This is a genomic window from Steroidobacter cummioxidans (genome assembly GCF_003104955.1).
Genome location: NZ_LSRW01000003.1, coordinates 80,713 through 106,802, shown reverse-complemented (window position 1 = coordinate 106,802; position 26,090 = coordinate 80,713). Strand labels below are relative to the sequence as shown.

At 61.9% G+C, this 26,090-nt stretch carries 20 protein-coding genes; 14 read left to right on the top strand and 6 right to left on the bottom strand.

Annotated features, from left to right (window positions below; genetic code table 11):
• Positions 1-225: 225 nt before the first annotated feature.
• From D0550_RS01825 to D0550_RS01800, 6 genes are all read left to right on the top strand, one after another.
• A complete protein-coding gene (locus D0550_RS01825; protein ID WP_116807389.1) occupies positions 226-1,050 on the top strand; it encodes a class I SAM-dependent methyltransferase in 825 nt (274 codons plus the stop codon).
• Between the two features lie 229 nt (positions 1,051-1,279).
• Positions 1,280-1,771 (top strand): formate dehydrogenase subunit gamma, encoded by a 492-nt coding sequence (locus tag D0550_RS01820; protein ID WP_116807388.1) that lies wholly within the window; start codon positions 1,280-1,282, stop codon positions 1,769-1,771.
• A complete protein-coding gene (locus D0550_RS01815) occupies positions 1,768-3,309 on the top strand; it encodes a formate dehydrogenase beta subunit (RefSeq protein ID WP_116807387.1) in 1,542 nt (513 codons plus the stop codon). Before D0550_RS01820 ends, D0550_RS01815 begins: the two co-directional genes overlap by 4 nt.
• A gap of 12 nt (positions 3,310-3,321) precedes the next feature.
• Positions 3,322-6,204 carry a formate dehydrogenase subunit alpha gene (gene fdhF, locus D0550_RS01810; RefSeq protein WP_116807386.1) on the top strand — a complete coding sequence of 961 codons (2,883 nt, stop codon included), beginning with the start codon at positions 3,322-3,324 and terminating at the stop codon, positions 6,202-6,204.
• Entirely contained in the window at positions 6,197-7,039 is an 843-nt protein-coding gene (fdhD, locus tag D0550_RS01805; RefSeq protein ID WP_116807385.1) for a formate dehydrogenase accessory sulfurtransferase FdhD, read from the top strand. Before fdhF ends, fdhD begins: the two co-directional genes overlap by 8 nt.
• 5 nt (positions 7,040-7,044) lie before the next feature.
• Positions 7,045-7,260 carry a formate dehydrogenase subunit delta gene (locus D0550_RS01800; RefSeq protein ID WP_206606041.1) on the top strand — a complete coding sequence of 72 codons (216 nt, stop codon included), beginning with the start codon at positions 7,045-7,047 and terminating at the stop codon, positions 7,258-7,260.
• Between the two features lies 1 nt (position 7,261).
• Here D0550_RS01800 and D0550_RS01795 read toward each other — a convergent pair whose 3' ends face one another.
• Entirely contained in the window at positions 7,262-7,729 is a 468-nt protein-coding gene (locus tag D0550_RS01795) for a nitrate reductase associated protein (RefSeq protein ID WP_116807383.1), read from the bottom strand.
• A gap of 69 nt (positions 7,730-7,798) precedes the next feature.
• Positions 7,799-9,139 (bottom strand): GGDEF domain-containing protein, encoded by a 1,341-nt coding sequence (locus D0550_RS01790; protein WP_116807382.1) that lies wholly within the window; start codon positions 9,137-9,139, stop codon positions 7,799-7,801.
• A gap of 296 nt (positions 9,140-9,435) precedes the next feature.
• Between D0550_RS01790 and D0550_RS01785 the strand changes: the two genes are divergently transcribed.
• From D0550_RS01785 to roxA, 3 genes are all read left to right on the top strand, one after another.
• Positions 9,436-9,840, top strand: coding sequence for a GFA family protein (locus D0550_RS01785; RefSeq protein ID WP_116807487.1), 405 nt, complete (start codon positions 9,436-9,438; stop codon positions 9,838-9,840).
• A 25-nt stretch (positions 9,841-9,865) separates the two neighbouring features.
• Positions 9,866-10,870 carry a DNA-methyltransferase gene (locus tag D0550_RS01780; RefSeq protein WP_170134662.1) on the top strand — a complete coding sequence of 335 codons (1,005 nt, stop codon included), beginning with the start codon at positions 9,866-9,868 and terminating at the stop codon, positions 10,868-10,870.
• A 114-nt stretch (positions 10,871-10,984) separates the two neighbouring features.
• A complete protein-coding gene (roxA, locus tag D0550_RS01775) occupies positions 10,985-13,021 on the top strand; it encodes a rubber dioxygenase RoxA (RefSeq protein ID WP_206606040.1) in 2,037 nt (678 codons plus the stop codon).
• A gap of 66 nt (positions 13,022-13,087) precedes the next feature.
• Here the strand turns inward: roxA and D0550_RS01770 are convergent, their stop codons facing one another.
• Genes D0550_RS01770 through D0550_RS01760 form a run of 3 tightly spaced genes read right to left on the bottom strand, consistent with a single transcriptional unit; the run spans position 13,088 to position 16,450 of the window.
• On the bottom strand, positions 13,088-14,170 hold the full coding sequence (locus D0550_RS01770; RefSeq protein ID WP_116807380.1) for a phosphotransferase family protein: 1,083 nt from the start codon (positions 14,168-14,170) through the stop codon (positions 13,088-13,090).
• A 4-nt stretch (positions 14,171-14,174) separates the two neighbouring features.
• A complete protein-coding gene (locus tag D0550_RS01765; RefSeq protein WP_116807379.1) occupies positions 14,175-14,942 on the bottom strand; it encodes an enoyl-CoA hydratase/isomerase family protein in 768 nt (255 codons plus the stop codon).
• Positions 14,939-16,450, bottom strand: coding sequence for an acetyl-CoA acetyltransferase (locus tag D0550_RS01760; protein WP_116807378.1), 1,512 nt, complete (start codon positions 16,448-16,450; stop codon positions 14,939-14,941). The genes D0550_RS01765 and D0550_RS01760 overlap by 4 nt, the downstream gene beginning before the upstream one ends.
• Positions 16,451-16,581: 131 nt before the next feature.
• Here D0550_RS01760 and D0550_RS01755 point away from each other — a divergent pair, with 131 nt between their 5' ends.
• Genes D0550_RS01755 through D0550_RS01735 form a run of 5 tightly spaced genes read left to right on the top strand, consistent with a single transcriptional unit; the run spans position 16,582 to position 24,668 of the window.
• Positions 16,582-17,547, top strand: a complete 966-nt coding sequence (locus D0550_RS01755) for an NAD(P)H-dependent flavin oxidoreductase (RefSeq protein ID WP_116807485.1) — start codon at positions 16,582-16,584, stop codon at positions 17,545-17,547.
• 30 nt (positions 17,548-17,577) lie between these two features.
• Positions 17,578-19,722, top strand: a complete 2,145-nt coding sequence (fadB, locus tag D0550_RS01750) for a fatty acid oxidation complex subunit alpha FadB (protein ID WP_116807377.1) — start codon at positions 17,578-17,580, stop codon at positions 19,720-19,722.
• A gap of 7 nt (positions 19,723-19,729) precedes the next feature.
• Positions 19,730-20,872: an acyl-CoA dehydrogenase family protein gene (locus D0550_RS01745; protein ID WP_116807376.1), complete on the top strand. Its 1,143-nt coding sequence runs from the start codon at positions 19,730-19,732 to the stop codon at positions 20,870-20,872.
• On the top strand, positions 20,872-22,536 hold the full coding sequence (locus D0550_RS01740) for an AMP-binding protein (protein ID WP_116807375.1): 1,665 nt from the start codon (positions 20,872-20,874) through the stop codon (positions 22,534-22,536). The genes D0550_RS01745 and D0550_RS01740 overlap by 1 nt, the downstream gene beginning before the upstream one ends.
• Before the next feature lie 20 nt (positions 22,537-22,556).
• Complete coding sequence (locus D0550_RS01735) at positions 22,557-24,668, top strand: acetate--CoA ligase family protein (RefSeq protein ID WP_116807374.1); 2,112 nt, start codon at positions 22,557-22,559, stop codon at positions 24,666-24,668.
• 28 nt (positions 24,669-24,696) lie between these two features.
• On the opposite strand, the gene D0550_RS01730 is transcribed toward D0550_RS01735, so the two are convergent.
• A complete protein-coding gene (locus tag D0550_RS01730; RefSeq protein ID WP_116807373.1) occupies positions 24,697-25,905 on the bottom strand; it encodes an acetyl-CoA C-acetyltransferase in 1,209 nt (402 codons plus the stop codon).
• Positions 25,906-26,090: the final 185 nt, after the last annotated feature.

Sequence of the window (26,090 nt, the reverse complement as noted above, 5' to 3'; positions counted from 1 at the left end):
TGATAAGTGAAATCGCCGAACGCAATCTCAGTGTACGCGCTACGTCGGCGCGCGCTACTGTCGTGATTCGTGACAGTAGGAATTTTTTCTGCACACGCATCTTCGCCCTATTCGGCAATTCTCACCGATGAGTTTCACTTCAGCGCGATTGATCCACAGCGCCGCTCTCGATCAAGATCGGTAGATCGGGCAACAAGCGTGCATATCCCCGGTATCATTGCGCGCATGACACAGCCATTGCTGACATTGAAGGTTCACGAGCAGCTGCGAAAAGCGCTGCGCGCGGGTGCTGGCGAGTCGACGTGCTCGCTCGATCTGGATCGCACGACGACGACGGTGACGGTCGATGAGTCCGGTTGGAGCTGGCAGGGCCAGCGCTATCCGTATTTGGAGAAGTGCAAGGAGCGCACGGTGTATTACTGGCGTGACGGTGAGTTTGCGCCCGTGTCTCGCTACAGCTCGTCGCTGATCAAGCTGGTGCCGACCGACTGGGGTGCACCGACGTTCGAGATCGATGGCATCAAGATGTTGCCGAGCGAGAAGGTGTCGCCGTTTCAGGATGCGCAAGCGAAAGTCGCGCTGATCGAGCCGCGTGGGCAGGTGGTGCTCGATACTTGCGGCGGCTTGGGCTACTTCGCGGCGTGGTGTCTGGAAGGTGGTGCGGCGCGGATCATTTCTTTTGAGAAGAACCCGGACGTGATCTGGTTGCGCAGTCTGAACCCCTGGTCGCCGCAAGTTGGCGGGGCGCTCTCACTGACGCAAGGCGATGTCTCGGAAAAGATTGCGGAGCTGCCGGATGCGTCCGTCGATGCGATTCTCCACGATCCGCCACGCTTCGGTATCGCCGGCGAGTTGTACTCGCAGGTGTTTTACGACCAGCTCGCGCGTGTTCTGAAACGCGGCGGCCGAATGTTTCATTACACTGGAACACCGAACAAGCTCACGACGGGTCGTGATGTCCCCAACGAAGTCGCAACCCGCCTGAAGCGCAGCGGCCTGAAGACCAGGCTGCACGGCGACGGCGTTCTGGCCAGCAAAGGTGGGCGCTGAGCGCTGCGATGCTCCGTAAGCTCGGTCCTACCTGGCTGCGATGCATTGCCGTTCGTCGCGATACGGTTCGCGATCAGCTCGACAGCTAAGGCCATGTTGGCCCGGTATCGATAAAAACCGGCTCACTCGCACAATCCAGCCAGACCGCACGGTCGAATCGACGCGGTCGCGGTGGTTGATTCTGCACGACAGTGTCACACTCTCCCAACGCTGGTGGAGGGTGATAGATATGAGTGCAGATCGGGCGCTCCGCGATCCGCTCGACGACCTCGCGCGCGACCAGGTGGAAGCCGCATTGGCGGTCCATCAAGGTCGGCCCGGGCCGCTCCTGCAGGTATTGCACGAGGTTCAGAATCGTCTGGGGTATGTGCCGCCGGCGGCCATCCCCATCATTGCCGAGGCATTGAATCTGTCTCGCGCCGACGTGCACGGCGTCGTTACCTTTTATCATCACTTTCGGCAGGCTCCGGCGGGCCGGCACGTCATCCAGGTGTGTCAGGCGGAATCCTGCCGCTCCATGCATTGTGAAAAGCTGACGGAACATGCTCAGCGCAAGCTCGGCGTTCAGCTGCATGGAACGACGGCAGATGGTCGTTATACGCTCGAGCCCGTGTATTGCCTGGGCAACTGTGCCTGCAGTCCGGCCGTGATGATCGATGGCGAGCTGCACGGTCGGGTTACGCCAGATGCATTCGATGCTTTGATCGCGCCATTGTCATGAATATCAAAGTCTATGTACCGCGAGATGCAGCCGCTCTCTCGCTCGGCGCGGACCGGGTTGCCGCCGCGATCGATCGCGAAGCTCAGCGTCGCGGGCTGCAGATTCAACTGATTCGCAACGGCTCGCGTGGATTGTTCTGGCTCGAGCCCCTGGTTGAGGTCGCGACGCCTGACGGTCGGCATGCGTATGGGCCTGTGACCATTCAAGACGTTGCGGGTTTGTTCGATGCAGGCTTTCTGCAAGGCAAGGCACATCCGCTGCACCTTGGGCTCACCGAAGAGATCAAGGAGCTGAAGAGTCAGCAGCGTCTGACATTCGCGCGCGTGGGTGTTATCGATCCGGTTTCCGTCGATGATTACATTGCTCACGGGGGCTACGCCGGGCTGCAGCGTGCACTCGCTATGTCGCCAGGAGAAATCGTTGACGCTGTCACTCAGTCCGGCCTGCGGGGCCGCGGTGGCGCGGCGTTCCCGACGGGCATCAAGTGGAAGACGGTCCTCGATCAGCCGCCTCAGCAGAAATATGTGACTTGCAATGCCGACGAGGGTGACTCGGGTACCTTCGCCGATCGCATGCTGATGGAAGGCGATCCGCTGATGCTCATCGAGGGCATGACGATCGCGGGCATCGCGGTCGGCGCCACGCAGGGATACATATATTTACGTGCCGAATATCCGCATGCGCATCGCGCGCTGAATGAAGCCATCGCCGCAGCTCGCGCCAGCGGCTATCTGGGCAGCAACATCCTCGGTAGCGGCAAGCAGTTCGAGTTGGAAGTGCGATTGGGCGCCGGCGCATACATTTGCGGCGAGGAGACCTCCATGCTCGAAAGCCTGGAGGGCAAACGTGGCGAAGTGCGCGTGCGCCCGCCGTTGCCGGCGATCAAGGGGTTGTTCGGCCGGCCCACGATCGTCAATAACGTCATCTCGCTCGCATCGGTGCCGGTGATCCTCGCGAAAGGCGCCGACTTCTACAAAGACTTCGGCACCGGCAAGTCGCGCGGCACGGTTCCGCTGCAGCTCGCAGGCAACATCAAGCACGGTGGACTGATCGAGCGCGCATTCGGGCTCACACTGCGTGAGCTGATTTATGACTACGGTGTCGGCTCCGCCTCGGGGCGGCCGATTCGCGCCGTGCAAGTGGGCGGTCCGTTGGGCGCCTACATTCCAGAGTCGCAGTTCGATACCGCGATCGACTATGAAGCGCTCGGTGCCATTGGTGCGTTATTGGGTCATGGCGGCGTCGTGGTGTTCGACGACACCGTCGACATGGCTGGCATGGCGCGTTATGCGATGGAGTTCTGCGCGAAGGAATCGTGCGGCAAGTGCACGCCGTGCCGTATCGGCTCGACCCGTGGAGTGGAGTTGATGGATCGCGTGCTCGCCAATATCGATCGTGAGCGGAATTTGCGGCTTGTCGAAGAGCTGTGCGACACCATGTTAAATGGCTCGCTGTGCGGCTTGGGCGGCATGACGCCGTTCCCGGTGCAGAGCGCGCTGAAATATTTCCCTGAAGACTTTCGCAAGACTGTGCAGTAGCCGGAGTAAGCCATGCACGCACTCGATTTCGTAGATCCAGGCACACCGGCCGTGCCGACCACCGCCGAGGGGGTGGCCAAGCAGGTCACCGTCGAGATCGACGGGTTCACCGTGACGGTGCCGGATGGCACTTCCATCATGCGTGCGGCGTCGCTGCTCGGCAATCAAATTCCCAAACTGTGCGCGACGAGCTCCTTGAAAGCCTTCGGCTCGTGCCGCCTGTGCCTGGTGGAAATCGAGGGTCGCAAAGGCTATCCGGCGTCGTGCACGACGACTGTGGCCGATGGCATGAAGATCCACACGCAAAGCGCGAAGCTCGGCGAGCTGCGCAACAACGTGCTCGAGTTGTATCTGTCGGATCATCCATCGCAGTCCGAGTGCTGTTCCAGCAATAACCGCTGCGAGCTGCATGAAATGGCGGCCGCCGCGGGTGTTGGCGAATCGCGCTATTCGCTGCCTGCGGTCGACGGTGTGGCCGCCGGTCTCAATCATCAAGGCTCATTGCAGGACGACAGCAATCCTTACTTCGTCTTCAATCAGGATGCGTGCATCGTGTGTTCACGTTGCGTGCGGGCCTGCGACGAGATTCAAGGCACCTTTGCACTGACCATCGAAGGGCGCGGGTTCGATTCCAAGGTCTCGGCGAGTCAGGCCGAGTCGTTCCTCGAGTCGGAATGCGTGTCGTGCGGCGCTTGTGTCGAAGCGTGCCCGACGACGGCGCTCACTGAGAAGTCCGTCATCTCGCTCGGCAGAGCCGAGCGCGCGGTCGCGACGACGTGCGCCTACTGCGGCGTCGGCTGCACGTTCAAGGCTGAGATGAAAGGCGAGCAGGTCATTCGCATGGTGCCGTCTCGCGACGGTCATGCGAATCACGGCCACGCCTGCGTGAAGGGCCGCTTTGCTTACGGCTATGCCACGCATACGGATCGCATTACGAAGCCAATGATCCGCAGCAAGATCACCGATCCGTGGCGTGAGGTGAGCTGGGACGAGGCCATCAATTACGCGGCCTCCGAGTTCAAGCGCATCCAGGCAAAATACGGCCAGGATGCGGTGGGCGGAATTACTTCGTCCCGTTGCACCAACGAAGAAACCTTCCTGGTGCAGAAGCTGGTGCGTGCGGCGTTTGGCAACAACAACGTCGATACGTGCGCTCGCGTGTGCCATTCGCCGACCGGCTACGGTCTGAAGAACACGATCGGCGAATCGGCCGGCACGCAGGAATTCGACTCGGTAATGCAAAGCGACGTGATCATGCTGATCGGCGCCAATCCCACCGAGGGTCATCCGGTGTTCGCTTCGCAGATGAAGCGTCGGCTGCGTCAGGGCGCGAAGCTCATCGTCATCGATCCGCGTCAGATCAAGCTCGTGCGCACGCCGCACATCGAAGCGGACTATCACCTGCAGTTGAAGCCGGGCACCAACGTCGCGCTGATGAATTCGATCGCGCATGTGATCGTGACCGAAGGGCTGGCGCACGATCAGTACATCGTCGATCGCTGCGAAATCGACTCCTGGGAAAAATGGCAGGCGTTCGTCAGCGATCCGAAGAATTCGCCCGAGGCGATGGAAGAGATCACTGGCGTACCGGCAATGGCGGTGCGCAGTGCGGCCCGGTTGTACGGTACGGCGCCGAATGGCGCGATCTACTACGGCCTGGGCGTCACCGAGCATAGTCAGGGAACGACGATGGTCATGGCGATCGCGAATCTCGCGATGGCGACAGGCAATCTCGGTCGCGTCGGCGTCGGCGTGAATCCGCTGCGTGGTCAGAACAACGTGCAAGGCTCGTGTGACATGGGCTCGTTCCCGCACGAGTTCAGCGGCTATCGACATGTGTCCGATGATGCGGTTCGCGCGACGTTCGAGGCGGAGTGGGGCGTGCAGCTGCAATCCGAGCCGGGGCTGCGAATTCCCAACATGTTCGAAGCGGCACTCGATGGCAGCTTCCGCGCCGTGTATGTCCAGGGCGAAGACATCGCCCAGTCCGATCCGAACACGACACACGTGACCGCGGCATTGAGCGCGATGGAATGCGTCGTCGTGCAGGACCTGTTCTTGAACGAGACGGCGAAGTTCGCACATGTGTTCTTCCCTGGCTCGTCGTTCCTGGAGAAGAACGGCACGTTCACGAATGCGGAGCGACGTATCGGTCGCGTGCGCAAGGTCATGCAGCCGCTCGGGGGCTATGAGGATTGGGAAGTGACGGTGCGCTTCTCGAATGCGCTGGGCTATCCCATGAACTACACGCATCCGTCGCAGATCATGGATGAGATCGCCATGCTTACGCCGACGTTCACGGGTGTGACGTACGAGAAGCTCGACGAGCTTGGCAGCATCCAGTGGCCGTGCAATGACGCAGCTCCTGAGGGCACGCCGACGATGCACATCGGTCACTTCGTGCGCGGCAAGGGCAAGTTCTTCGTAACCGACTACGTGCCGACACGCGAGAAGACGACGAGTCGCTTCCCGCTGTTGCTGACGACCGGGCGCATTCTTACCCAGTACAACGTGGGCGCGCAGACGCGTCGCACCCAAAACGTGGTGTGGCACGACGAGGATCGGCTGGAGATTCATCCGCACGATGCCGATGTGCGCGGCATTCTCGACGGCGATTGGGTTGGCATCGCCAGCCGGGCCGGCGAGACGGTGCTGCGTGCGGAAGTGACGGACCGAGTGCAGCCGGGCGTCATCTACACGACGTTCCATTTCCCGGAGTCCGGCGCCAACGTCGTGACCACCGACAACTCCGATTGGGCGACGAACTGCCCCGAGTACAAGGTGACGGCGGTGCAGGTCGTGAAGGTGAATCAGCCGTCGGAGTGGCAGAAACGCTATCGCGAGCTGACCGAGCGCAACACGCGCATTCGCCGGAGTGCTGGCGTGCATGCTTGATATCAGCCCCAGCCCCAGCCCAACGCCAGCGACCAGCTGTGCAGTCACGGTACATCGCTGGCGTGATGGCGATGTCGAGCACGTCGTCGATCAAGTCGCTGAGGAATTGCCAGTCGCCCTGGTGTTCAACGGCGTGCCGCATGTGGTGATGCTCGCGACGCCAGCAAATCTGGAAGATCTGGCGGTCGGGTTTACGTTGAGCGAGAGCATCGTCGACTCGCCGAAGGAGATCGTGTCAGTAGACGCCTCGACACGCGAAGACGGGACGCTCGAAGTGCGCATCGGCATTACCGCGTCAAAATTATCCGAGCTGCTACGTCGGCAGAGGAATATGACAGGCCGCACGGGCTGCGGTCTGTGTGGCGCGCAGACGATTGAAGATGCGATTCGTCAGCCGGTGCCCGTGCAGGGCGGAGTGACTGTCGACGTGAAGTCGTTACATGCAGCTCTGCGGGAGTTGCACGGCCATCAGGCAATCAACTCGCGCACCGGCAGCGTTCATGCCGCTGCCTGGGTGATGCCCGATTCGGGGATCAGACTGGTGCGCGAAGATGTCGGTCGGCACAATGCGCTGGACAAAGTCATTGGCGCCGTGGTTCGCGCGGGTGGCGACTTCAAGTATGGATACTTCGTAGTCACCAGCCGGGCCAGTTATGAAATGGTTCAGAAGGCCGTAACGGTCGGCGGCACGTTGCTCGCCGCTGTTTCGGCACCGACTGCGTTCGCCATTCGAATGGCCGAAACGGCCGGACTGACGTTGATCGGTTTCGCGCGTGAGCATCAACACGTGATCTACGCGCATCCTTCGCGACTCATATGCACATCGACTACCTAGTTCGCATGGCCAATGACATCGGTGCCTTCTTCGCCAGCGAGAAGGACCAGAGCGTCGCGGCTGAAAGCATCCGGCAGCACATCCACCGCTACTGGGATCCGCGCATGCGCTCGCGGATCATCGGGTATTACAACGAGACTAGCGGCAAAGACCTCGAAGGACCGGTGCGAACCGCGGTTCAGCGGCTCGCAGAGGAAACGGCGGCCAAGGCCAAGGCTTGAGTTACTGAATCAGCTTGAACTCGCGCATCGCAGGCACGAAGTTCTCGTTGCTGTGACCGGGTCGCGTCAGCTTGAAAATTGCGAAGCGCTGTAACGGCGTGAGTCTGGCCCACTGTGCCGCGGTCGGCGGAGCAACCTCGCACTCGATCGAATAGTCTACGACGCGCTGAGGCACGCTCTGCGTGTCATTCCATTCCGAGCCGTCGTCCCTTTCGAGCAACTGAGCCGGCTGGTGGGTCCGTTTTTCGATCACGGCGACGACGTAACGGCCGTAGTCGTCGATCTCGCTCGAGGTTTCGCAGTTCTGCGCAACCATCTGCTCGCGCTCGTCGAGCGCAAAATGATTCCATTGTTTCAACGACACCTTGACGCCGCTCAGATCGAGCTTGCGACGCACGGCCATGGGAATGCAGTACAACGCGCCGGCAAAATCCTTTTCGAACTGGAAGATTTCGGACGTGGTGTTCATGCCGGCATTCTACACCGGCAAGCGCGAGTGGCGATTGCGCGAGGCGCTATAGAGCCGGGATTTCCAGACTCAGGCAGTCACGCAGCGATTGCGGCCGCCTTGCTTGGCTCGATACAAAGCCTTGTCAGCACGATCGAACGCCGCGCCCGCGGTGTCGTCGGGCAACAGTGCGGTCATGCCGCTAGAAACAGTGATGGATACCGGCGCGCCTCGGAAGTGAAAGCCGATCTCGGCGATGGCCGCGCGGATGCGCTCGCTGAAGCGAGATGCATCTTCCAAATGCGTGCCGGGAAGGAGCATCACGAATTCTTCGCCGCCATAGCGAGCGATGAAGTCGGACGAGCGGATCCGGCTGGCAAAACAGTCCGCGACCACGCGCAGCACGCGATCGCCAGCGCGATGTCCGTAGGTGTCGTTGATGCGCTTGAAATTGTCGACGTCCCACACGGCCAGGCAGGTCGCTTGTTTGAAACGACGCAGCCGCTGCAGCTCCTCGTCGACGCGCTTGTCGTACGCCTGACGATTGGGAATGCCAGTGAGCATGTCCACGGTTGAGGCGCGCTGCTCGTCCTGCAACTGATTCTGCAAACGTTTGGCTTCGGCTTCCAGCTCGACGATGCGCGAGCGCATTTGCTCGTTGCGAGCTCGAACGGCTGCGGCAAAGGTGGCTTCGCGCTGCCGGAATTCCTGCAGATGCCGGTCGATCGAGTCGATGCGGCTGCGCACCTGATGACGGATCTGCTGCAGGTCCTTGGCGGTCTCGACGTTCTCGCCCATGGCCTTGATCTCACCGACCAGCTGGGTGTTCAAGGTGTCGCTGCTGGCCTGCGACTGGGCCTGGTTCTGGTGCTGCTCGGCGACGAACTGGCCGATCTCGTCCAGCTTGCCGACCATGTGACTGAGCAGGTTTTCGATTTCGTCCTTGGCGCGCTCGATGTGCTGGATGCGCTTGCCGACCAGCTCGGTCAATGAGCCGAGGACTTCGGGCAGCTGTTCGCTGGTGAGCGCCACCGACAGCTTCGCATCCAACGCATCGGCCTGCTCGACCAGCTCGGTATCGCGACGCAACTCGACCAGCAGGGCGGCGAGAATGGAGCGCAGCTGCTCGTCATTCACGGCGGCCATGGTCGGGGCCGGCAGCGGGTGATCGAGCGCGCCGATGGCGTCGGTCAGCGCGGGGGTGAGCTGCTCGAGTTCTTCCGCAGTGGCTTCGCGACGGATGACCGACTGCAGCTTTCTGATCTGCTCATCCAGCGGTGGGGCCAGGCCGAGTGCAGCCGTGCACAGGCGGCCAACCAGCCGCTTGAGGGCCGCTTCCATGGCCTGAAACTGCAATTGCTGCTCTTCCAGCCGGCCCAGGCTGTTGAAGTACTTGGTGCGCCAAGGGTCAGTGTCGATGCCAGTCGTCACAACACATCACTCAATCTTCGGATCGCCCTGAATCGCCGCCGATATTGTCTATCGCCTGTATCGGCAACTTCAGACGCAGGCGTGATATGTAGTAATCGAAACGAGGGGGCTACTTCTTGAGTGAAGTGGCTCGCAAAATGCGCATTGAGCAGCCGCCAGTGGCGCGGATCAGGGATTGCCTGAACGGGGTCGGCGTGGTCTCGCGCGCCGGCAGCGACGGAAGGTTGACAGGATCTGACAGCGGTGCCCACTACACTGCCTGGCAGCAAGCAGGTTTCACCTCCAGGAGCACGGCCATGTTGAAGACCTACCAGGGCAGCTGTCATTGCGGCGCCGTCCGCTACGAAGCGGACATCGATCTGAGTCAGGGCACGACCCGCTGCAATTGCTCCATCTGTAAGAAGACGCGGTACTGGGGCATCGTCATCAAGCCGGAAGCGTTCCGCCTGCAAACCGACGAAGCGCTGCTCGGGGATTACCAGTTCGGCTCGATGCAAGGTCACAACCTGTTCTGCAAGCGTTGCGGACTGCGCTCTTTCGGTCGCGGCAACGTGCCGGAGATCGGCGGCGCTTTCGTGTCCATCAACATCGCGTGCCTCGACGGCGTATCGGATGAGGAACTGGCGTCGCTGCCAATCAAGTATCTCAATGGCCGCGATTACGACTGGATGCACGAGCCGAAAGTGACCAGCTATCTGTAGCGGCACACGGGTGGCTTGGCTTGCGATGCCGGCTGAATCAGAATCGCAGGCCATGAAAACAATCGCCTCCGGCGCCGGTCGCACGAAATCCTGGCGTGCCGCGCTCGTCGAGCATCAAGCGGAGCTCTGGCAACGAGTGCGAGAGCATGGCGAGCAACGGCGGGAACACCTGTCCGAGCGGACGACCGGCGTGCTGGGGGATGCCATTCAGTGGCTCGCCGAGCTTCCCGAGAATTCCGTCCACGCCGTGGTTACCGACCCGCCTTACGGCATGGTCGAGTTCGAGGAGAAGAATCATCGCAAGCTGCGATCCGGGCGCGGTGGTGTATGGCGTATTCCTCCCTCCTTTGACGGTGCCAAGCGCAGCCCGCTGCCGCGCTTTACAGTCCTATCGCAAGAGGAAGTCAGCGCTCTTTATAACTTCTTCGGCGCGCTCGCTTACGGCTTGAATCGCGCACTGGTGCCGGGCGGCCACGTGTTCCTTGCGTCCAATCCTTTGCTGTCCACGATGACGTTTCATGCGTTCCAGCGCGCCGGTTTCGAGAAGCGCGGCGAAGTCATCCGTCTCGTGCAAACCTTGCGCGGTGGCGATCGTCCGAAGGGCGCTGAAAAAGAATTCTCCGATGTCTCGATGATGGCCCGCTCGTGCTGGGAGCCGTGGGGCTTGTTCAGAAAGCCATTCGAAGGCACGGCTGCGGAAAATTTGCGCAAGTGGGGCACTGGCGGGCTGCGCCGCATTTCCGGCGAAGAGCCGTTCAAGGACGTCATTGCCTGTTCGCCGACGCGTGGTGCCGAACGCGAGATCGCTCCTCATCCTTCGCTCAAGCCACAACGTTTCCTGCGTCAGATCGTGCGTGCGGCATTGCCTCTTGGCATCGGCATTGTTTATGACCCATTCGCCGGCAGTACCTCGACCCTCGCCGCCGCCGATCATCTGGGCTATCACGCGATTGGCACGGAACGCGACGTGACCTACTTCGCCATGGGTTGCAAAGCTTTCCCGCAGTTGCAGGCGCTGGCGCNCGGCTGACGCCGCGCGCTGAAATCATCCTCGAAATCGTCCCTTCCGACGAAGCCGCATCCAGGTTGCGTCGTTAGATTCACCCTGTACAGAACTCATTCGTTGGGACGTACAGGGGGAATCATGATCGCAAGACGCCTTGGGCTAAGGAGGGCGTGGGCTGCGTTGGCACTCACGCCCATATTGTTCATAGGACAGGGAGCCGGCGGGCAGGCGTTGCCACTGCTCGATCAGGCATCGATCCGCTCGCCGTTGATGGTGGGCTGCAATGGTAAGCCGGACAGTACGCCGCTGCCGGTGGATCCTCGCTCGCTGGTGAAGCAGGGAGTGAATTCCAATCCAAACGCGGCGCTTCAGTTCAACGCTTATTTCGTCGACCTGCACAATCCACCGCCGCCGTTCGTGAATCGTTTGCCGCCACGGCCGACGACCTGCGGACAGTTTCGTGCGAGCGCCACTCGCGGGCGCGTCAATCTCGAAGAGAGACAATTCTTCCAGCCCATGGCGCTGGCGACCAGTTATCACTTCATCTTCCTGCAATGGGGCTATCTGATTCGCCCACCCGATTTCGAAGAGCAGGTGTCGAAGCGGTATGGTTTGTATCCTGCGCCATTCCGCAATCCCTACCCGCTGCCGGGCGAGGATCCCAATCAAACCAATGGTGGCAGCGGACAACTGCCGTTGGGCTTGATTCAAGGCAAGGATGACAACGGTCGGTGGACGGGCCTGATCGGCGCGTCGTGCTCGGCCTGTCACGACTCGCGGCTCGGCACCGCCAGCGAAGCATCGTTCAAGTGGGGCTTGCCCAACAGCGCGAACGACGCGGGCTTGCTGGCGTCGGATATGTTCCGGACCACACCGATCACGGCATTGGGCAATTTGTTACCCATTCCGTGGAGCACGGGTCGTGGCAGCTCGGACGCGATCGGCTTGATCTCGCTGCTGCCGGCGCTGTTCGACATGGAAACCCTGACCCTGGCGCCGAGTCTGCTCGAGTACGTCGCCGATGCCCCGCACGCGGGCATGACCAAGGCGCCGGCCTGGTGGGCGAGAGCGTTCAAGACGCGTCAGTTCTGGGACGGCTCGCTGTCATCGGACAACGTGCACTCGGAAATGGCCTTTGGCGTTGCGAATATCTTCCGCGATGCCAACGCGCGCCGAGGGCTCGAAGACGAGTTCGAGGACATCAACAACTTCCTGATCTCGCTGTCGCCGGCGACCTATCCAAAAACCATCAATACGGCATTGGCGGAGCAGGGCGCGGTCATCTATCACGAGCGCGACCTGTGGGCGAGCGGCGCGAACGGGGCGATTCCCAAGCCGGCCGGCAACGGCTCATGCGCGAGCTGTCATGGTGTCTATTCACCGCGTCACGCGGCGGATCCCAACTATCTGCCGGATCCTCGTTTGAAAGGGGTTGCCGCGGTCGTCACGCCGATCGAAACGATTCGTACCGATCCGCGACGCATGCGGCTGATGGCCGATGAGCGTCAGCGCCGCGCCTGGAACAGTGGCTGGTGGGCGTACAACAATCTCAGCCCCAGCTGGACCGGCTATCCTTCGGACAACATCGTCGCGAGCGAACTGCGTCGCGTGCCGCGTGCCATTTATAACAATGGTGGACCGATCTACTCGCCACTCGGACCCAATATCTGGGAAGAGCCGACGGGTTACATCGCGCCGCCGCTGTATGGCGCGTGGGCCACGGCTCCGTATTTCCACAATGGCAGCGTGCCGAATCTGTGGGGCGTGCTGAAGCCTTCGGATCGACCGAAGCTGTGGAAGCGTCCGTACACCGCGGCGGGCATCGGCGGCAAGAACGCGGGCTATGACTACAGTTTCGCTTCGTACGATTGGCAGAAGCTGGGCTGGAAGTACACAGCGGTAGCCTGCAACAACAGTATCTTCACCTCGCCGTTCCTGCCTTGCACGCATAACATGGCGACCATCGATATCCTGTACTCGATGTGGGACAACGTGGCGGCTCAGTATCTGAACCTGGCGTATCAGTCGCCCCCGCCGATCACGGATCAGCAGATCAAGTCGCGCATGGTCTATAACAGCTATCTGTACGGCAACGACAACGGCGGCCACGACTTCACCCAGTCGTTGACCGACTCGGAGCGTTGGGCCCTGATCGAATACATCAAGACGTTATAGGGTTGGCTTCACGCCGCGTAATCGATCTTCTCCAAGGTCGGTTACGCGGCGTTTCTATTTGAGGGGTCAGAATACTTCGCCGCGCGCAATCGAGCGTGCGAACTGCAAGAGTCCCTCGCCGATTTCACCGAAGCGTTCGTAGCGGGAATCGCGAGTCTCGCCTCGTCGCCACCGCACATGGAGTTGTTGGAAGATCACCGCGGTGCGCATCTGAGCGAGCACGCGATGGAAGCGAAAGGTGGAGAGGTCGCGACCCAGCGCCGACGCGTAGCGTTCAGCAACTTGCTGCCGTGTGGGAAAGCCGGCGCTTGCCGTAGGCATCTGCGCCATCTGATGCATGGCGGCCGGATCGCCAGGCTCCGTCCAGTAGCTAAGTAGCACCGCCAGATCGAACAGGCCGTCGCCGCGTGTGCCTTGATCCCAGTCCAGCACGGCGAGCGGAGTCAGGTTCGTGGGATCGAGCAGCACGTTGTCGAGCTTGAAATCATTGTGAAGCAGCGTGTGGTTTGCGTCAGGAACACAGTTTTCTCGCAGCCAGTGCGCGAGCTCGATGATCAATTGCAGCGTCGTCGGGGTGCCCCAGCCATCGACTGCGACGCTGGCACGCTTGATCCAGCCTTCGGTGGCGCGCTTTAGGAAGCCGGTGGGCTTGCCAAGTGTTTCCAGCCCAACGCTAGCAGGATCCACTCGATGCAGCTCGATGAGGATGTCCACGAGCGTGTTGCCGAGTCTTGCACCTACTGTCGCGTCACCGGCGAGCGGAGCGGGCAGCGAGTCTCGTAGTGAAACACCGGTTCGATATTCAACGATCTGAAACGGTGCGCCGATGACACGAGCGTCTTCACAGAGATGCAGGCCGCGTGGCGCCAACGGAAATTTTTGCCAAAGGCGCGAGAGAATTTGAAACTCGCGAGCCATGTCGTACGCGCCGGCGGGCAGCGGGCCTTTCGGCGGTCGACGCAGCACGGCCGATTGGCCGTCGAGCTGGATGAGATAGTTCAGATTCGCGAAACCGCCGGCGAACTGTTGGGGCGGAGTATCGAGATCCAGTTGCATGCCCAGGCCCGCCAGATACTCGGCGAGACGCGGCCAGTACTGCGGCACGGTTTCGATCTCGGCGCGCATGGTGTCGGCTGCCGCATTCAACATCGCGTTACTCTCCACGAAATGCGGGCGGCCGCCGCTCGGCGAAGGCGCGAATGCCTTCCTGCAGGTCCAGCGTTCGCGCGAGCAGGGATTGTGTGTCCGCCTCCCACGCCAGCATCGTGTCCAGCGACAGCGGCGATCGCGACAACATGGCTTTGGTGGTTGCGATCGCACCCGGCGCAGCGGCGGCCAGTTCTTTGGCGAGTTGCAGCGCTGCTCCGAGCGTCTCGCCCGGAGGCACGAGGCGATCGATCAAGTGCATCGACAGCGCTTCTTCGGCACCGACCTGCCGGCACAACATCAACAGCTCTCGCGTGCGTCCGATGCCAATGCGCTGGGGCAGTGTCCACATCAGTCCGTAATCAGGGGTGAGAGCGACCTTGCCGAAAGCGGCGCAAAGCGTGGTCGATGGATCGCCGACCACGAAATCGCAGGCCATCGCGAGCGAGAAGCCAGCACCGAACGCGCTGCCAGCGACGGCGGCGACTGCAGGCAGTCGGCCGCCAATCAAGGAGCGAACCGCACGATGACCGACGTGCATCGCCGAGCGCATGGCAAGCGGTGTCGCGCCTAGCGACGATAGATCACCGCCCGAGCAGAAGTGTGTGCCACCGTACAAGACCAGCGCGCGCACCGACGGATCGTCCTGAAGCGACGTCAATGTTTGCGAGAGTCCGCGATACAGCGCGACGCCGAGCGCATTGCGCTTCTCGGGCACGTTCAACGTCACGATGGCGACATCGCCGCAATGCTCGACGAGTACCGGCTCACTCATGTCACAGTCCAGTAAAGAAGGTGGTCCGCGCCGCGGGTCACTTGACCGACGCGGCCGACGGGAGTCGTTGATAGGCTGGTCAGCACTTGCAGCGATGAGCTGTCGGTCGGAGCGACGCGCGCCATCAGGCGGCGACCTTCGGCAGTACGGGCGAGCACCGTGCCAAACTCCGGATCGCTGCCGCGTCCGTAAACGACGGTGAATGTTTCCACTGCGGCAGGTCCGTTGTGGTCACCGATCAACTCCGGCACGGGGTGTCGCTGCCGATCGGCTTGCGGCTGCACGTCGCCATCGCTGGTCGCCAGATCGTTCGCTGGAGCCGATGAGCTGAGCAGTAGCGCATGATGTTTGGTGACGAACTTACCTTGTCCATACAGCAGGGCGCGGCCGTTGCGCTGGTTCCGGAGTGCACGGACGAGGCCGGCTGCTGCATGCGTCATGTAATTGTTGAGCGGCGCGCCGAAGAAGCTCAGTCCGCCGATCGAAGTCAGTCGCGCGTTTGCTGGCAAGGCAAGCACTCGGCGCGCCATCTTCGGCACGATGGGAAAGCAGCTGTACAGCTCCACCGCGTCGAACCGGCCTGCAGCGTCGAGCATGGCCGCCAGCACTGCTTCCTGCGCGTAAGAGCGCTGGTACTGGTCGCGCTGTAGATAATCTCTTGGCTCAACTGCCCGCGCGCCGCCGTGAATGAACACGCACCGTTCTTCAGAAATGCCGAGCTCACGGGCCTTCGCCAAGGAAGTCAGAACGACCGCTGCGCCCTGATTCACGAAAGGATTCGCGACCAGGTGCTTGGTGTACGGCCAGGCGACCGGGCGATTGTCCTGCGTCGGTGTCGCGAGCTGTTCTGCGGAGTAGGTTTGCTTGAGCCAGGCGCAAGGATTTTCGGCGCTGACTCTGGAAAAGGCCGACCACAGTTCCGCCGACTCGCGTATCGCCTCGCCCGGTGTCTGCCCCCACGCAGCCGTCGCGGCATTTTCGTAAAGCGGATAGACGTGGGCGGGCTGAGTCATTCCATGGCTGATCGCGATGGGATGACACAGGTCCTTCCCGCGTAGCAGACCGGCATTCGAACCGCGCGGCGACCAGGGCAACTGAATCGATTGTTTGCTGGCAGCGGCGACGGAGTGCTGCGACTCCGCGCCGACGACGGCAGCGACGACGCTATCACCGGCAGCGATCCGCAATGCTGCTTCGTGAATGAAACGAACCGGCGATTCGCCGCCAGCAGTACCGTAAATGCAGCGCTTCGGCATGTGACCGATCCGGGCGCTGACCACGTCGCTGGGTTCGTCGTACGGCCAGGAGTGTTCGGCCACGATATTGAGCGAATCCAGCGCGGTGAGCAACGCTGGAGCCGCGGCACCGGCCGCGTCCTGCAAAGCGCCCAGCAGTGCATCGACCATCAATGTCGCTGGCTCGCGAGCTTGCGCCAGAGCTGCTGGCCGGTCGATGACGTCGGCGACGCCGACGATGACGGGAATTCGATGCGGTGAAACGATTGCCATGCTCGAGCCTTAACTGTGCAGCTCATCGTGCACGGCGGCCAGACGCCGAAAATCGTCAGAACCGACGAGGCGTGCTCCTCCCCCCGACCCCTAGCTTGACCGCACCGAAACATGAAGAACCGGGGGATCCTCTGCGCACGCGCATCACCGACATGCTGGGCAGCACGTATCCCATCGTCCAGGGCGGGATGATGTGGGTCGGCACGGCACAGCTCGCCGCCGCGGTTTCCAATGCCGGCGGCTTCGGCATCATCACGGCACTGACCCAGCCGACGCCCGAAGCGTTGTGGGAAGAAATCGGCAAGTGCCGAACGCTGACCAATCGGCCATTCGGCGTGAATCTCACCATGCTGCCGACGATCAATCCGCCGCCGTACGAGCGCTATCTCGACACGATCGTGCGCGCCCAGGTCGCGGCCATCGAAACGGCGGGCAAGGTGCCACCGGAGTTCATCGCGGTTGCGAAGGCGGCGGGACTCAAGGTCATCCACAAGTGCGTGTCGTTGCGACATGCGTTGTCGGCACAGAAGCATGGTGCCGATGCCATTTCCATCGATGGGTTCGAGTGCGCCGGCCATCCCGGTGACGACGACGTTGGCGGCATGGTGCTCATTCCCGCCGCTGCGCGCCGACTGTCGGTGCCGATCATTGCATCTGGCGGCATCGGTGACGGGCGTGGCATGGCCGCCGCGCTGACGCTGGGTGCTGACGGCGTGAACATGGGCACTCGCTTCTGTGCCACCCGTGAAGCGCCAATACACGACAACATCAAACAGGCACTGGTCGCGGCCAGCGAACGCGACACACGCCTGATCTTTCGTACCCTGCACAACACCGCTCGCGTGCTCAGAAATACGATCTCGGAGGAAGTGGTCGCGGCCGAGGCGAAGGGCTGTCAGTTCGACGACATCCGGCATCTGGTCGCGGGCCAGCGCGGACGCGAAGCACTCGTTGTCGGCAATCCGAATGGCGGCGTAATTGCGGCCGGCCAGGTCGTCGGTTTGATCGACGACGTGCCGACGTGCGCCGAACTCATTGAGCGCATGGTGAGCGAATGCCGCGAGCGGCTGCGGCACGTCACCGCTTGTTTTCATTGAGCGCGCGAGCGCGAGGAGAGGCAGATTCCAATGTTCCAGGGCGAGTCGATTCGTGTCAGTGCGATCGAGGACGGCCTTGTTGAACTGTGTTTCGATCGCCACGAAGACGCGATCAACAAGTTCGACAAACGTACCGTCAGTGAATTGCAGCAGGCGATAACGGCGATCAGTGCGCATGATGGGTTGCGCGGTGTGTTGGTCACCAGCGCGAAGCAGTCATTCATCGTCGGCGCCGACATCGGCGGTTTTGGTGCGTTGTTCAGCAAGCCACAGCAGGAAGTCATGTCGAGCAACATGGCATCCAATCGCGTGTTTCATGCGCTGGAAGCGCTGCCGGTGCCGGTCGTCGTTGCAATCAACGGTTTCGCGCTTGGTGGCGGACTGGAAGCTGCACTTGCGGCCGATTATCGGGTGATGGCGCAGGACGCTCAGGTCGGACTGCCGGAAGTGAAGCTTGGCTTGTTTCCGGGTTTTGGCGGCACGGTTCGACTCCCTCGGGTTGCTGGCATCGAAGTCGCCATTCGCTGGATCGTTGGTGGCGAGTCGTCGAAAGCGTCCGCGGCGGAGAAGGCCGGAGTCGTCGATTTCCTGGCATCACCCGAGTCTCTGCGTGAAACGTCACTAGAGGTTCTGAATCAAGCGGCCCGTGGCGAACTCGACTGGCGCGCGCGTCGGTCGGCCAAGCTGGGTCCCGTGAATACCGCAGGTACGGATGTAAGCGCAGTGTTTGCGGAGGCGAAGCGAACACTCATCGCACGCATGCCCAAGCATCAGCCTGCCGCTCAAGCTGCGCTCGACCTGCTGCACGAGTGCATGACGCTGGACAGAGATGCCGCGCTCGCCGCTGAAGCCGCTGCATTCGCCAGGATCGCGAAGACCCAGGCGGCGGGTTCGCTGGTGCAGATCTTTCTAAGCGAACAGCAGGTAAAAAAGACGGCTAAACGGCACGCGAGCAGCGGCCGTCGAGTGCAGCGAGCCGCGGTCGTTGGCGCGGGCATCATGGGCGGCGGAATCGCTTTCACCAGCGCGAGCCGCGGCATTCCTGTCGTGATGAAGGACATCGCGCAAGGCCAGCTCGATCTTGGCATCGGCGAGGCGCGCAAGTTGCTCAACAAACAAGTGACGGCGGGCCGACTCGCGCAAGTTCAGGCCGACGGCGTACTCGCGTCGATCGTCCCGCAATTGACCTACCAGGATTTCAACACATCGGACGTGATCGTTGAGGCGGTCGTCGAAAATCTGCAGATCAAGCATCAGGTGCTGCGAGAGTTGGAGCAGAACGTCCGACCGGATGCGGTGATTGCGTCCAACACTTCCAGCCTGCGCATCGATGACCTCGCCGCGCCGCTGCAGCGGCCCGAGAATTTCGTGGGCATGCATTTCTTCAATCCGGTGCCGATGATGCCGCTGGTTGAAGTCATTCGCGGCGCCAGGACCAGCGACGCTGCAGTTGGGACGGTCGTGAGTTACGCACTCTCGATGGGCAAGACGCCGATTGTCGTGCGCGATGGGCCGGGCTTTCTGGTCAACCGAATCCTCACGCCGTACATGCAGGCATTCGGACGTTTGCTTGCCGATGGCGCGGACTACGAGCAGATCGACGCGGCGATGGAAGCGTTCGGTTGGCCCATGGGACCGGCCTATCTCAACGATGTGGTCGGCATGGATACCGGTGTGCATGTCGCCGAGATCATTTGTGCCGGGTTTCCTGAACGGTTGCGCCGGACCTGGAAAGATCCGTTGCAGCTCATGGTCGCGCACGGCCGCCTGGGCCAGAAGAACGGCCTGGGCTTTTATCGCTATGAGACCAGCGCCACCGGCAAGCCCATGAAGCACCCGGATCCGGTGGCTCACGTGCTGTTGCAGGACGTACAAAGCCAAGGCCCGCAATCGTTCAGCGACGCCGACATCGTCGAACGCATGATGTTGCCGCTGCTCCTCGAATCGGCCCGCTGCCTGGAAGAGGGCGTGGTGGCCAGCGCCCCCGAACTGGATATGGCGCTACTGCTCGGCGTGGGTTTACCTTCGTACCTTGGGGGAGCGCTCAAGTACGCCGACTGGCTCGGGCTGGATCGGGTGATCGAGCTGTCGGAGCGTTACGCTGCCCTCGGGCCGCAATATCAAGCCACGCCGATGCTGCGCTCCATGGCGCGTGAACGACGGAAGTATTACTGAGGCAATCATGCTCGCTCGCACCATCTTTACTGCCGATCACGATGAGTTCCGCAAGAATGTCCGGCGCTTCCTGGACGAGGAATGCGTGCCGCACCACGCGCGCTGGGAGGAGCAGCAACATGTCGACCGCGATATCTGGCGGCGTGCAGGCGAGCTGGGATTTCTGTGTCTCACTGTTCCGGAGGAATACGGCGGCATGGGCGGCGATCGCCTGTTCAGCACGGTGCTCATGGAAGAGCAGAGCTATGCCGGCGTCACCGGTCCCGGCTTCTCGGTGCATTCGGACATCGTCGCGAACTACATCCTGAACTTCGGCACCGAAGAGCAGAAGCGCACGTGGCTGCCGAAGATGGCAAGCGGCGAGGCGATCGGGGCCATCGCAATGACCGAGCCAGGCACAGGCTCAGATCTGCAGGCGGTGAAAACCCGGGCTGAGCGCGACGGCGACGACTACGTCATCAACGGCAACAAGATCTTCATCACCAACGGCTATCTCGCCGACATCGTCGTGGTGGTCGCGAAGACCGGCAACTCGGGCTCCGGTTCCAAGGACATTTCCCTGATCCTGGTCGAGAACGGACGACCCGGCTTCACCAAGGCCGCGCCTTTGAAGAAGGTGGGCATGAAGGCGCAGGACACTTGCGAGTTGTTCTTCGAGAACGTGCGGGTGCCGCGCTCCAATCTGCTCGGCGGCGTGGAGGGTCAAGGATTCCCACAGCTGATGAAAGAGCTCGGCTGGGAGCGACTGATCATCGCCATTCTTTCCATCGCGTCGGCCCAGGCTGCGCTCAACTGGACCGTCGACTACACGCGTACGCGCAAGGTGTTTGGCAAATCCGTCGCGGAGTATCAGAACACGCGCTTCAAGCTCGCCGATCTGAAAGCGAAGATTGCCGTGACCCAGGTGTTCGTGGATCGCTGCCTCGAATTGGTGTTGGAGCATCAATTGAGTCCCGAAGCGGCGGCCACTGCCAAGCTCACGGCTTCGGAGCTGGTGTGTCATGTCGTCGATGAGTGCGTGCAATTGCACGGCGGTTACGGCTACATGCTCGAATACCCGATCGCGCGCGCCTTCATCGACAACCGTGCCAGTCGGATCTACGGCGGCACCAACGAGATCATGAAGGAACTGATTGCGAGGACGCTGTGATGTTGGAGCGTCTGGAACATTGGGCCCGTACCACGCCCGACCGCACCTATCTCACCCAACCGCTGCCGAACGGCACGGTCGTCGAATACAGCTGGGCGCGCGTTTGGGATGAGGCCCGGCGCATGGCGGCACATCTGCATTCGCTCGGGTTGCCCGCCGGCAGCAGCATTGCGATCTACGGTAAGAACTGCGCGCACTGGATCATGGCGGATCTGGCGATCTGGATGTCGGGGCATGTGAGTGTGCCGCTGTATCCGAGCGCGAGCTCATCGACGGCCGACTATGTGCTGCGTCACTGCGATGCTCGCCTGATCTTCATCGGGCGAGTCGATGGTGTGACGGATAGTTGGAACGACGTCCAGCGAGTTCTGCCGGTCTCACTGCCGAAGATCGGATTGCCGATGGCGCCATCGACTGTGAGCATGCGATGGGAAGATCTCATTGCGGGTCGAGAGCCTCTGGCCAGGTCAGTCGAGCGCGACAGGCACGCATTGGCGACCATCATCTACACGTCGGGAACGACGGGTCAACCCAAGGGAGTGATGCACAGCTTCAACTCCTTGACCGCGCCCTGCCTGACAACCGCGCCGTTGTGGGGCACGAGCCCCGATGACCGCATGCTGTCGTATCTGCCGCTCGCGCATATCGCTGAGCGCGTCGCTCTGGAGGTGCCGTCGATCGTGTTCGGCTTCCAGGCGTTCTTCAATCTCGGCTTGGAAACATTTGCGGCGGACCTGAAGCGCGCGCGTCCGACGCGATTCTTCTCGGTGCCGCGCTTGTGGACCAAGTTCTATCAGGCCGTGAATCAGCAGGTGCCGCCGGAAAAGCAGAAGGTGATATTTGCCGATCCCGTGCAGGGCCCGATCGCCAAGAAAAACATTCTGGCAAGCCTGGGGCTGGATGCGGCGACGCTGGGATTCACCGGCGCTGCGCCGTTGCCGGCACAGATTCTTTCGTGGTATCGCGAGCTGGGGCTGGATCTGATCGAGGTCTACGGCATGACCGAGAATGCCGCGACTTCCCATGCGAGCCCGCGTGACGACGTGCGCCCTGGCTATGTTGGCGTGCCGCTACCTGGGGTCGAGTGTCGGCTCGGCGAGGACGGCGAAGTGCTGGTGAAAAGCCCGGGGCAGATGCTCGGTTACTACCGCGCGGCAGACGATTCGAAGCAGTGCTTCACGTCTGATGGTTTCTTCCACACCGGCGATCGCGGTGAGCTGGATGAGGCCGGCCGGCTGCGTATCACGGGACGCGTGAAAGAACTGTTCAAGACCAGCAAGGGCAAATACGTCGCGCCAGTGCCGATCGAGAATCGGCTGGGCGCGCATCCGTTCGTCGAGGCGATTTGCGTCACGGGTCACGGCGAGCCGCAGCCGTTCGCGCTGCTCATGATCGCGGCGGATAAATATCGTCAGGCGCAAGCAGACGCAACGATCCACGCGCAACTGGATCGCGAACTGGCGACGCTGCTGGAACAAGTGAACGCTTCGTTGGAAGACCACGAGCGGGTGGACTACATGGTCGTGGCCAGGGAGCCCTGGACCATTGAGAGCGGCATGCTCACCCCCACCATGAAAATCCGTCGGAGTCAGATCGAGAACCGCTATCTCGCCCAGGCGACGCGGTGGCGCGAGCTCGCGCAGCCCGTGATCTGGGAATCTTGAGGCGAGCGACTGGCGACTGCATGTCACATCCACTTGCCGCATTGTTCTCGCCGCGTTCCATCGCATTCGTGGGCGCTACCGAACGCTCCGTCTGGACACGCGCTGCGTTCGCGAATCTGGCCACGCTCGGCTATGACGGCAAGCTGTTCCTGGTCAATCGGAAGGGCGGCGAGGTGCTGGGGCACCCGGCCGTCAGCACGATTGCAGAGATTGGCGAGCCGGTGGATGTCGCGCTGCTGATGGTTCCATCAGAGGCGCTGCTTGATACGTTGCCCGAGCTGAGTGTAGCAGGCATTCGCAACGCCATTATCCTGAGTGCTGGATTTGCCGAGTCCGGTGCTGCGGGGCGTGAGTTGCAAGGCCGGCTGACGAGCCTGGCTCGCGATCACGGCATCTCATTGCTCGGACCGAACTGTCTCGGGTTCGTGAATTACACGAGCAAAGCGCCGGTATGGACCGTGAGCTTGCGGCCGCAACGTGCGCGCAATGCGAAGATCGCGATCATCTCTCAAAGCGGCGCCTTGGCTGCGCAGATGTCCTATTTCGCGCAGTGGCAGGGCATCGGGCTCACCTACATGGTATCCACGGGTAACGAGGCGGGCGTCGGTGTCGCGCAGGTGATCGATTATCTGGTCGATGATCCGGCCACCCGGTCGATCGCGCTGTTCCTCGAATCAGTGCGGGATGCTCCTGCGTTCGCGCGTGCCTGCCTGCGAGCTTCGCAAGCCGGCAAACCGGTCGTGGTGCTCAAGATCGGCAGCAGCGAGGTCACGGTTCGATCGGCGCAGGCACACACTGGCTCGCTGGTCGGTGACGATCGCGTGTTCGACGCCGTTTGTCGTCGCTTCGGCCTCGTGCGCGTTACATCGCTTGAAGATTTGATTCTCACCGCCGAAGTGCTGGCTCGATGGGGCAGGCTGCCAGCGGGTGGATTGGGATTGATTTCGTTGTCCGGTGGCTTGTGTGAGATCGCCGCCGATCGCGCTGCCGATGCGGGTGTGAGCTTGCCGGCGTTATCGTCCGCTACCTCAGCGCGGCTGGCGGCAGCGTTGCCGAACTTTGGAACGCCACACAACCCACTGGACGTGACTGGCGGCGCGTTACTCGATCCGTCGTTGTTGGAGAAATCGCTGGATGCCATGACGGACGAACCCGAGTTCGCGGCGGTGGTCGCTGTTCTGGATGTGGCTTCGGCGACCGCAGATGACAGCAAACTGTTGCGGCAGCTGCTCGCTGGTGTCGCCACAGCACAGGCTCGCGCCAGCCGACCGACGCTGCTGATCAGCCATACCGTGCGACCCTTCAGCGAGTTGAGCGAAGAGATCATCGATATCACGGGTTGTAACTATCTTCCCTGCGGCGTGGAGCACGGCATTCGAGCGGTGGCGCGCGCGATCGAGTGGTCGAGGCTTGCGCGCGAGCTGTCATGTCGAGACTTGTCCGTTCTGCAAAGCGGGTGCATGTCGAGGGAGGAACCGCGATCAGAACGCCAGGTGCTCGAGTACCTGCAGCGTCGCGGTGTGCCGGTCATTCCTGCCAGAGTGGTCAACAGTGCGGACGAGGCCGTCCGTCATGCTCGTGCGCTCGGCTCGTCAGTCGCGCTCAAGATCGTGTCCCCCGACATTCCTCATAAGACCGAGGTTGGCGGTGTGATGCTGGGCGTCACGGGCGACGATGACGTCGCGGCGGCGTACGAGCAAATATTGACGAGCGCCCGCAAGGCAGGCCCTCAGGCTCGCATCGAAGGCGTGTCTGTCGGACCGATGCGCGACGCAGGTGTTGAGCTGTTCGTCGGCACGATGCGCGATCCGCAATGGGGGCCTGTGATCACTGTCGGTCTCGGCGGTGTCTGGGTCGAAGCGTTGCGCGATACGAGCCTGCGGCTGTTGCCAATCTCGCAAGCCGATGCGCTCGCGATGCTCGATGAGCTGCGAGGCAAAGCATTGTTGAATGGCTTCCGCGGCACGCCTGCCGTCGATCGCAACGCCCTTGCCAGCGTCATCGTTGCATTGGGCGATGCGGCCCTGGCGTTGGGTTCGGAGTTGGTGTCGTTGGAGATCAATCCACTGCGCGCGAACGGCGAGCAGATCGAGGCGTTGGATGGTTGGGCGGAGTGGGCATCGAGCGGCTGAGACCGCTCGACGCATCGCTACGAGCGCCTCAGAGGCGTTCGACAATCGTCACATTGGCCATGCCGCCGCCTTCGCACATGGTCTGTAGTCCGTAGCGTTTGTCACGACGATGGAGCGCATGCACGAGCGTCGTCATCAGCTTTGCACCCGAGCCGCCCAGCGGATGGCCGAGCGCGATGGCGCCGCCATGCACGTTGAGCCGCGCCGGATCTGCGCCAGTCACTTTCAACCAGGCCAGCGGCACTGGCGCGAACGCCTCGTTGACTTCGAACAGATCGATAGCGTCGATGCTCAGGCCGGCTTTCCTGATTGCGTTCTGAGTGGCGGGCAGCGGTGCCTCCAGCATGATGACGGGATCATGACCCATGACGCTCATGTGATGAATGCGGGCCAGCGGTGTCGCCCCGAGCTTCTTCAAGCCGCGCTCGTTGACGATCATGATGCCGGCGGCGCCATCACACACCTGGCTCGCCGTCGCGGCGGTTACGCGTCCATCCTCGGCAAGCAGCTTCACTCCTCGAATGCCCTCGATGCTGGCGTCAAAGCGGATGCCCTCGTCGGTCGTGTGCAGGTCTTCGGTCGCTGCGGGCGTCACGACTTCGCCGCTCGGCACCGTTACCGGTGCGCGGCGGACTTGCACCGGCACGATCTCGTTGTCGAACGCTTTAGCTTGGGTCGCCGCAATTGCGAGCTGATGGCTCTTGAGCGCGTACTCATCCAGCTGGTCCTTCGACAAGTCATATTTGCGCGCCATCATTTCCGCGCCCAGAAACTGGCTGAACTCCACGTTGGGATAGCGAGCCTGCATGGCCGGGCTGACATAAAACCCGAATCCGTGCTTCTGAGGCAGCGACACAGACAGGCCCATGGGCACGCGCGTCATGCTCTCGACACCAGCGGCAATCACCACATCCATCGAGCCGGCCTGCACGGCCTGAGCCGCGAAGTGAATCGCCTGTTGCGAGGAACCGCATTGGCGATCGACGGAAGTGCCCGGCACGCTTTCGGGCAAGCACGAGGACAACACGGCGTTGCGTGCAACGTTGAAGCCCTGTTCGCCGACCTGGCTGACGCAGCCCATGATGACGTCGTCGATGGCATCGCTCGGTGCCTTGGCGCGAGCCACGAGCGCGTCGATCACCTGCGCGGCAAGGTCGGCCGGATGCCAGCCGGACAGGCGTCCTCCCTTGCGCCCGCCTGCGGTGCGAACGGCGGCAACGATGTAAGCTTCTGGCATGATCGATTCCTCGGGGCGATACGTTGGAGGCAACGATCCCGTATTCTAGGCAGCGGCCGGCGCGACACTTCGTCGGAACTGACGATTGCAGCCGCGGCCAAACCCGCTCAACTGGGCGGACGACGAATTACGCAAAATCGAGTCGATTCATCAGGGGGGTGGTCGCTGCGCGGTGAGCCTGCGGC

Bases quoted from the DNA above. Each gene is read 5' to 3' on its own strand.
- D0550_RS01820 (WP_116807388.1), top strand. From the start codon at position 1,280: ATGAGTGCAGATCGGGCGCTCCGCGATCCGCTCGACGACCTCGCGCGC.
- fdhD (WP_116807385.1), top strand. From the start codon at position 6,197: ATGCTTGATATCAGCCCCAGCCCCAGCCCAACGCCAGCGACCAGCTGT.
- D0550_RS01825 (WP_116807389.1), top strand. From the start codon at position 226: ATGACACAGCCATTGCTGACATTGAAGGTTCACGAGCAGCTGCGAAAA.
- D0550_RS01770 (WP_116807380.1), bottom strand. From the start codon at position 14,170: ATGTTGAATGCGGCAGCCGACACCATGCGCGCCGAGATCGAAACCGTG.
- D0550_RS01800 (WP_206606041.1), top strand. From the start codon at position 7,045: ATGGCCAATGACATCGGTGCCTTCTTCGCCAGCGAGAAGGACCAGAGC.
- fdhF (WP_116807386.1), top strand. From the start codon at position 3,322: ATGCACGCACTCGATTTCGTAGATCCAGGCACACCGGCCGTGCCGACC.
- fadB (WP_116807377.1), top strand. From the start codon at position 17,578: ATGTTCCAGGGCGAGTCGATTCGTGTCAGTGCGATCGAGGACGGCCTT.
- D0550_RS01735 (WP_116807374.1), top strand. From the start codon at position 22,557: ATGTCACATCCACTTGCCGCATTGTTCTCGCCGCGTTCCATCGCATTC.
- D0550_RS01730 (WP_116807373.1), bottom strand. From the start codon at position 25,905: ATGCCAGAAGCTTACATCGTTGCCGCCGTTCGCACCGCAGGCGGGCGC.
- D0550_RS01740 (WP_116807375.1), top strand. From the start codon at position 20,872: ATGTTGGAGCGTCTGGAACATTGGGCCCGTACCACGCCCGACCGCACC.
- D0550_RS01785 (WP_116807487.1), top strand. From the start codon at position 9,436: ATGTTGAAGACCTACCAGGGCAGCTGTCATTGCGGCGCCGTCCGCTAC.
- D0550_RS01815 (WP_116807387.1), top strand. From the start codon at position 1,768: ATGAATATCAAAGTCTATGTACCGCGAGATGCAGCCGCTCTCTCGCTC.
- roxA (WP_206606040.1), top strand. From the start codon at position 10,985: ATGATCGCAAGACGCCTTGGGCTAAGGAGGGCGTGGGCTGCGTTGGCA.
- D0550_RS01795 (WP_116807383.1), bottom strand. From the start codon at position 7,729: ATGAACACCACGTCCGAAATCTTCCAGTTCGAAAAGGATTTTGCCGGC.
- D0550_RS01745 (WP_116807376.1), top strand. From the start codon at position 19,730: ATGCTCGCTCGCACCATCTTTACTGCCGATCACGATGAGTTCCGCAAG.
- D0550_RS01760 (WP_116807378.1), bottom strand. From the start codon at position 16,450: ATGGCAATCGTTTCACCGCATCGAATTCCCGTCATCGTCGGCGTCGCC.
- D0550_RS01765 (WP_116807379.1), bottom strand. From the start codon at position 14,942: ATGAGTGAGCCGGTACTCGTCGAGCATTGCGGCGATGTCGCCATCGTG.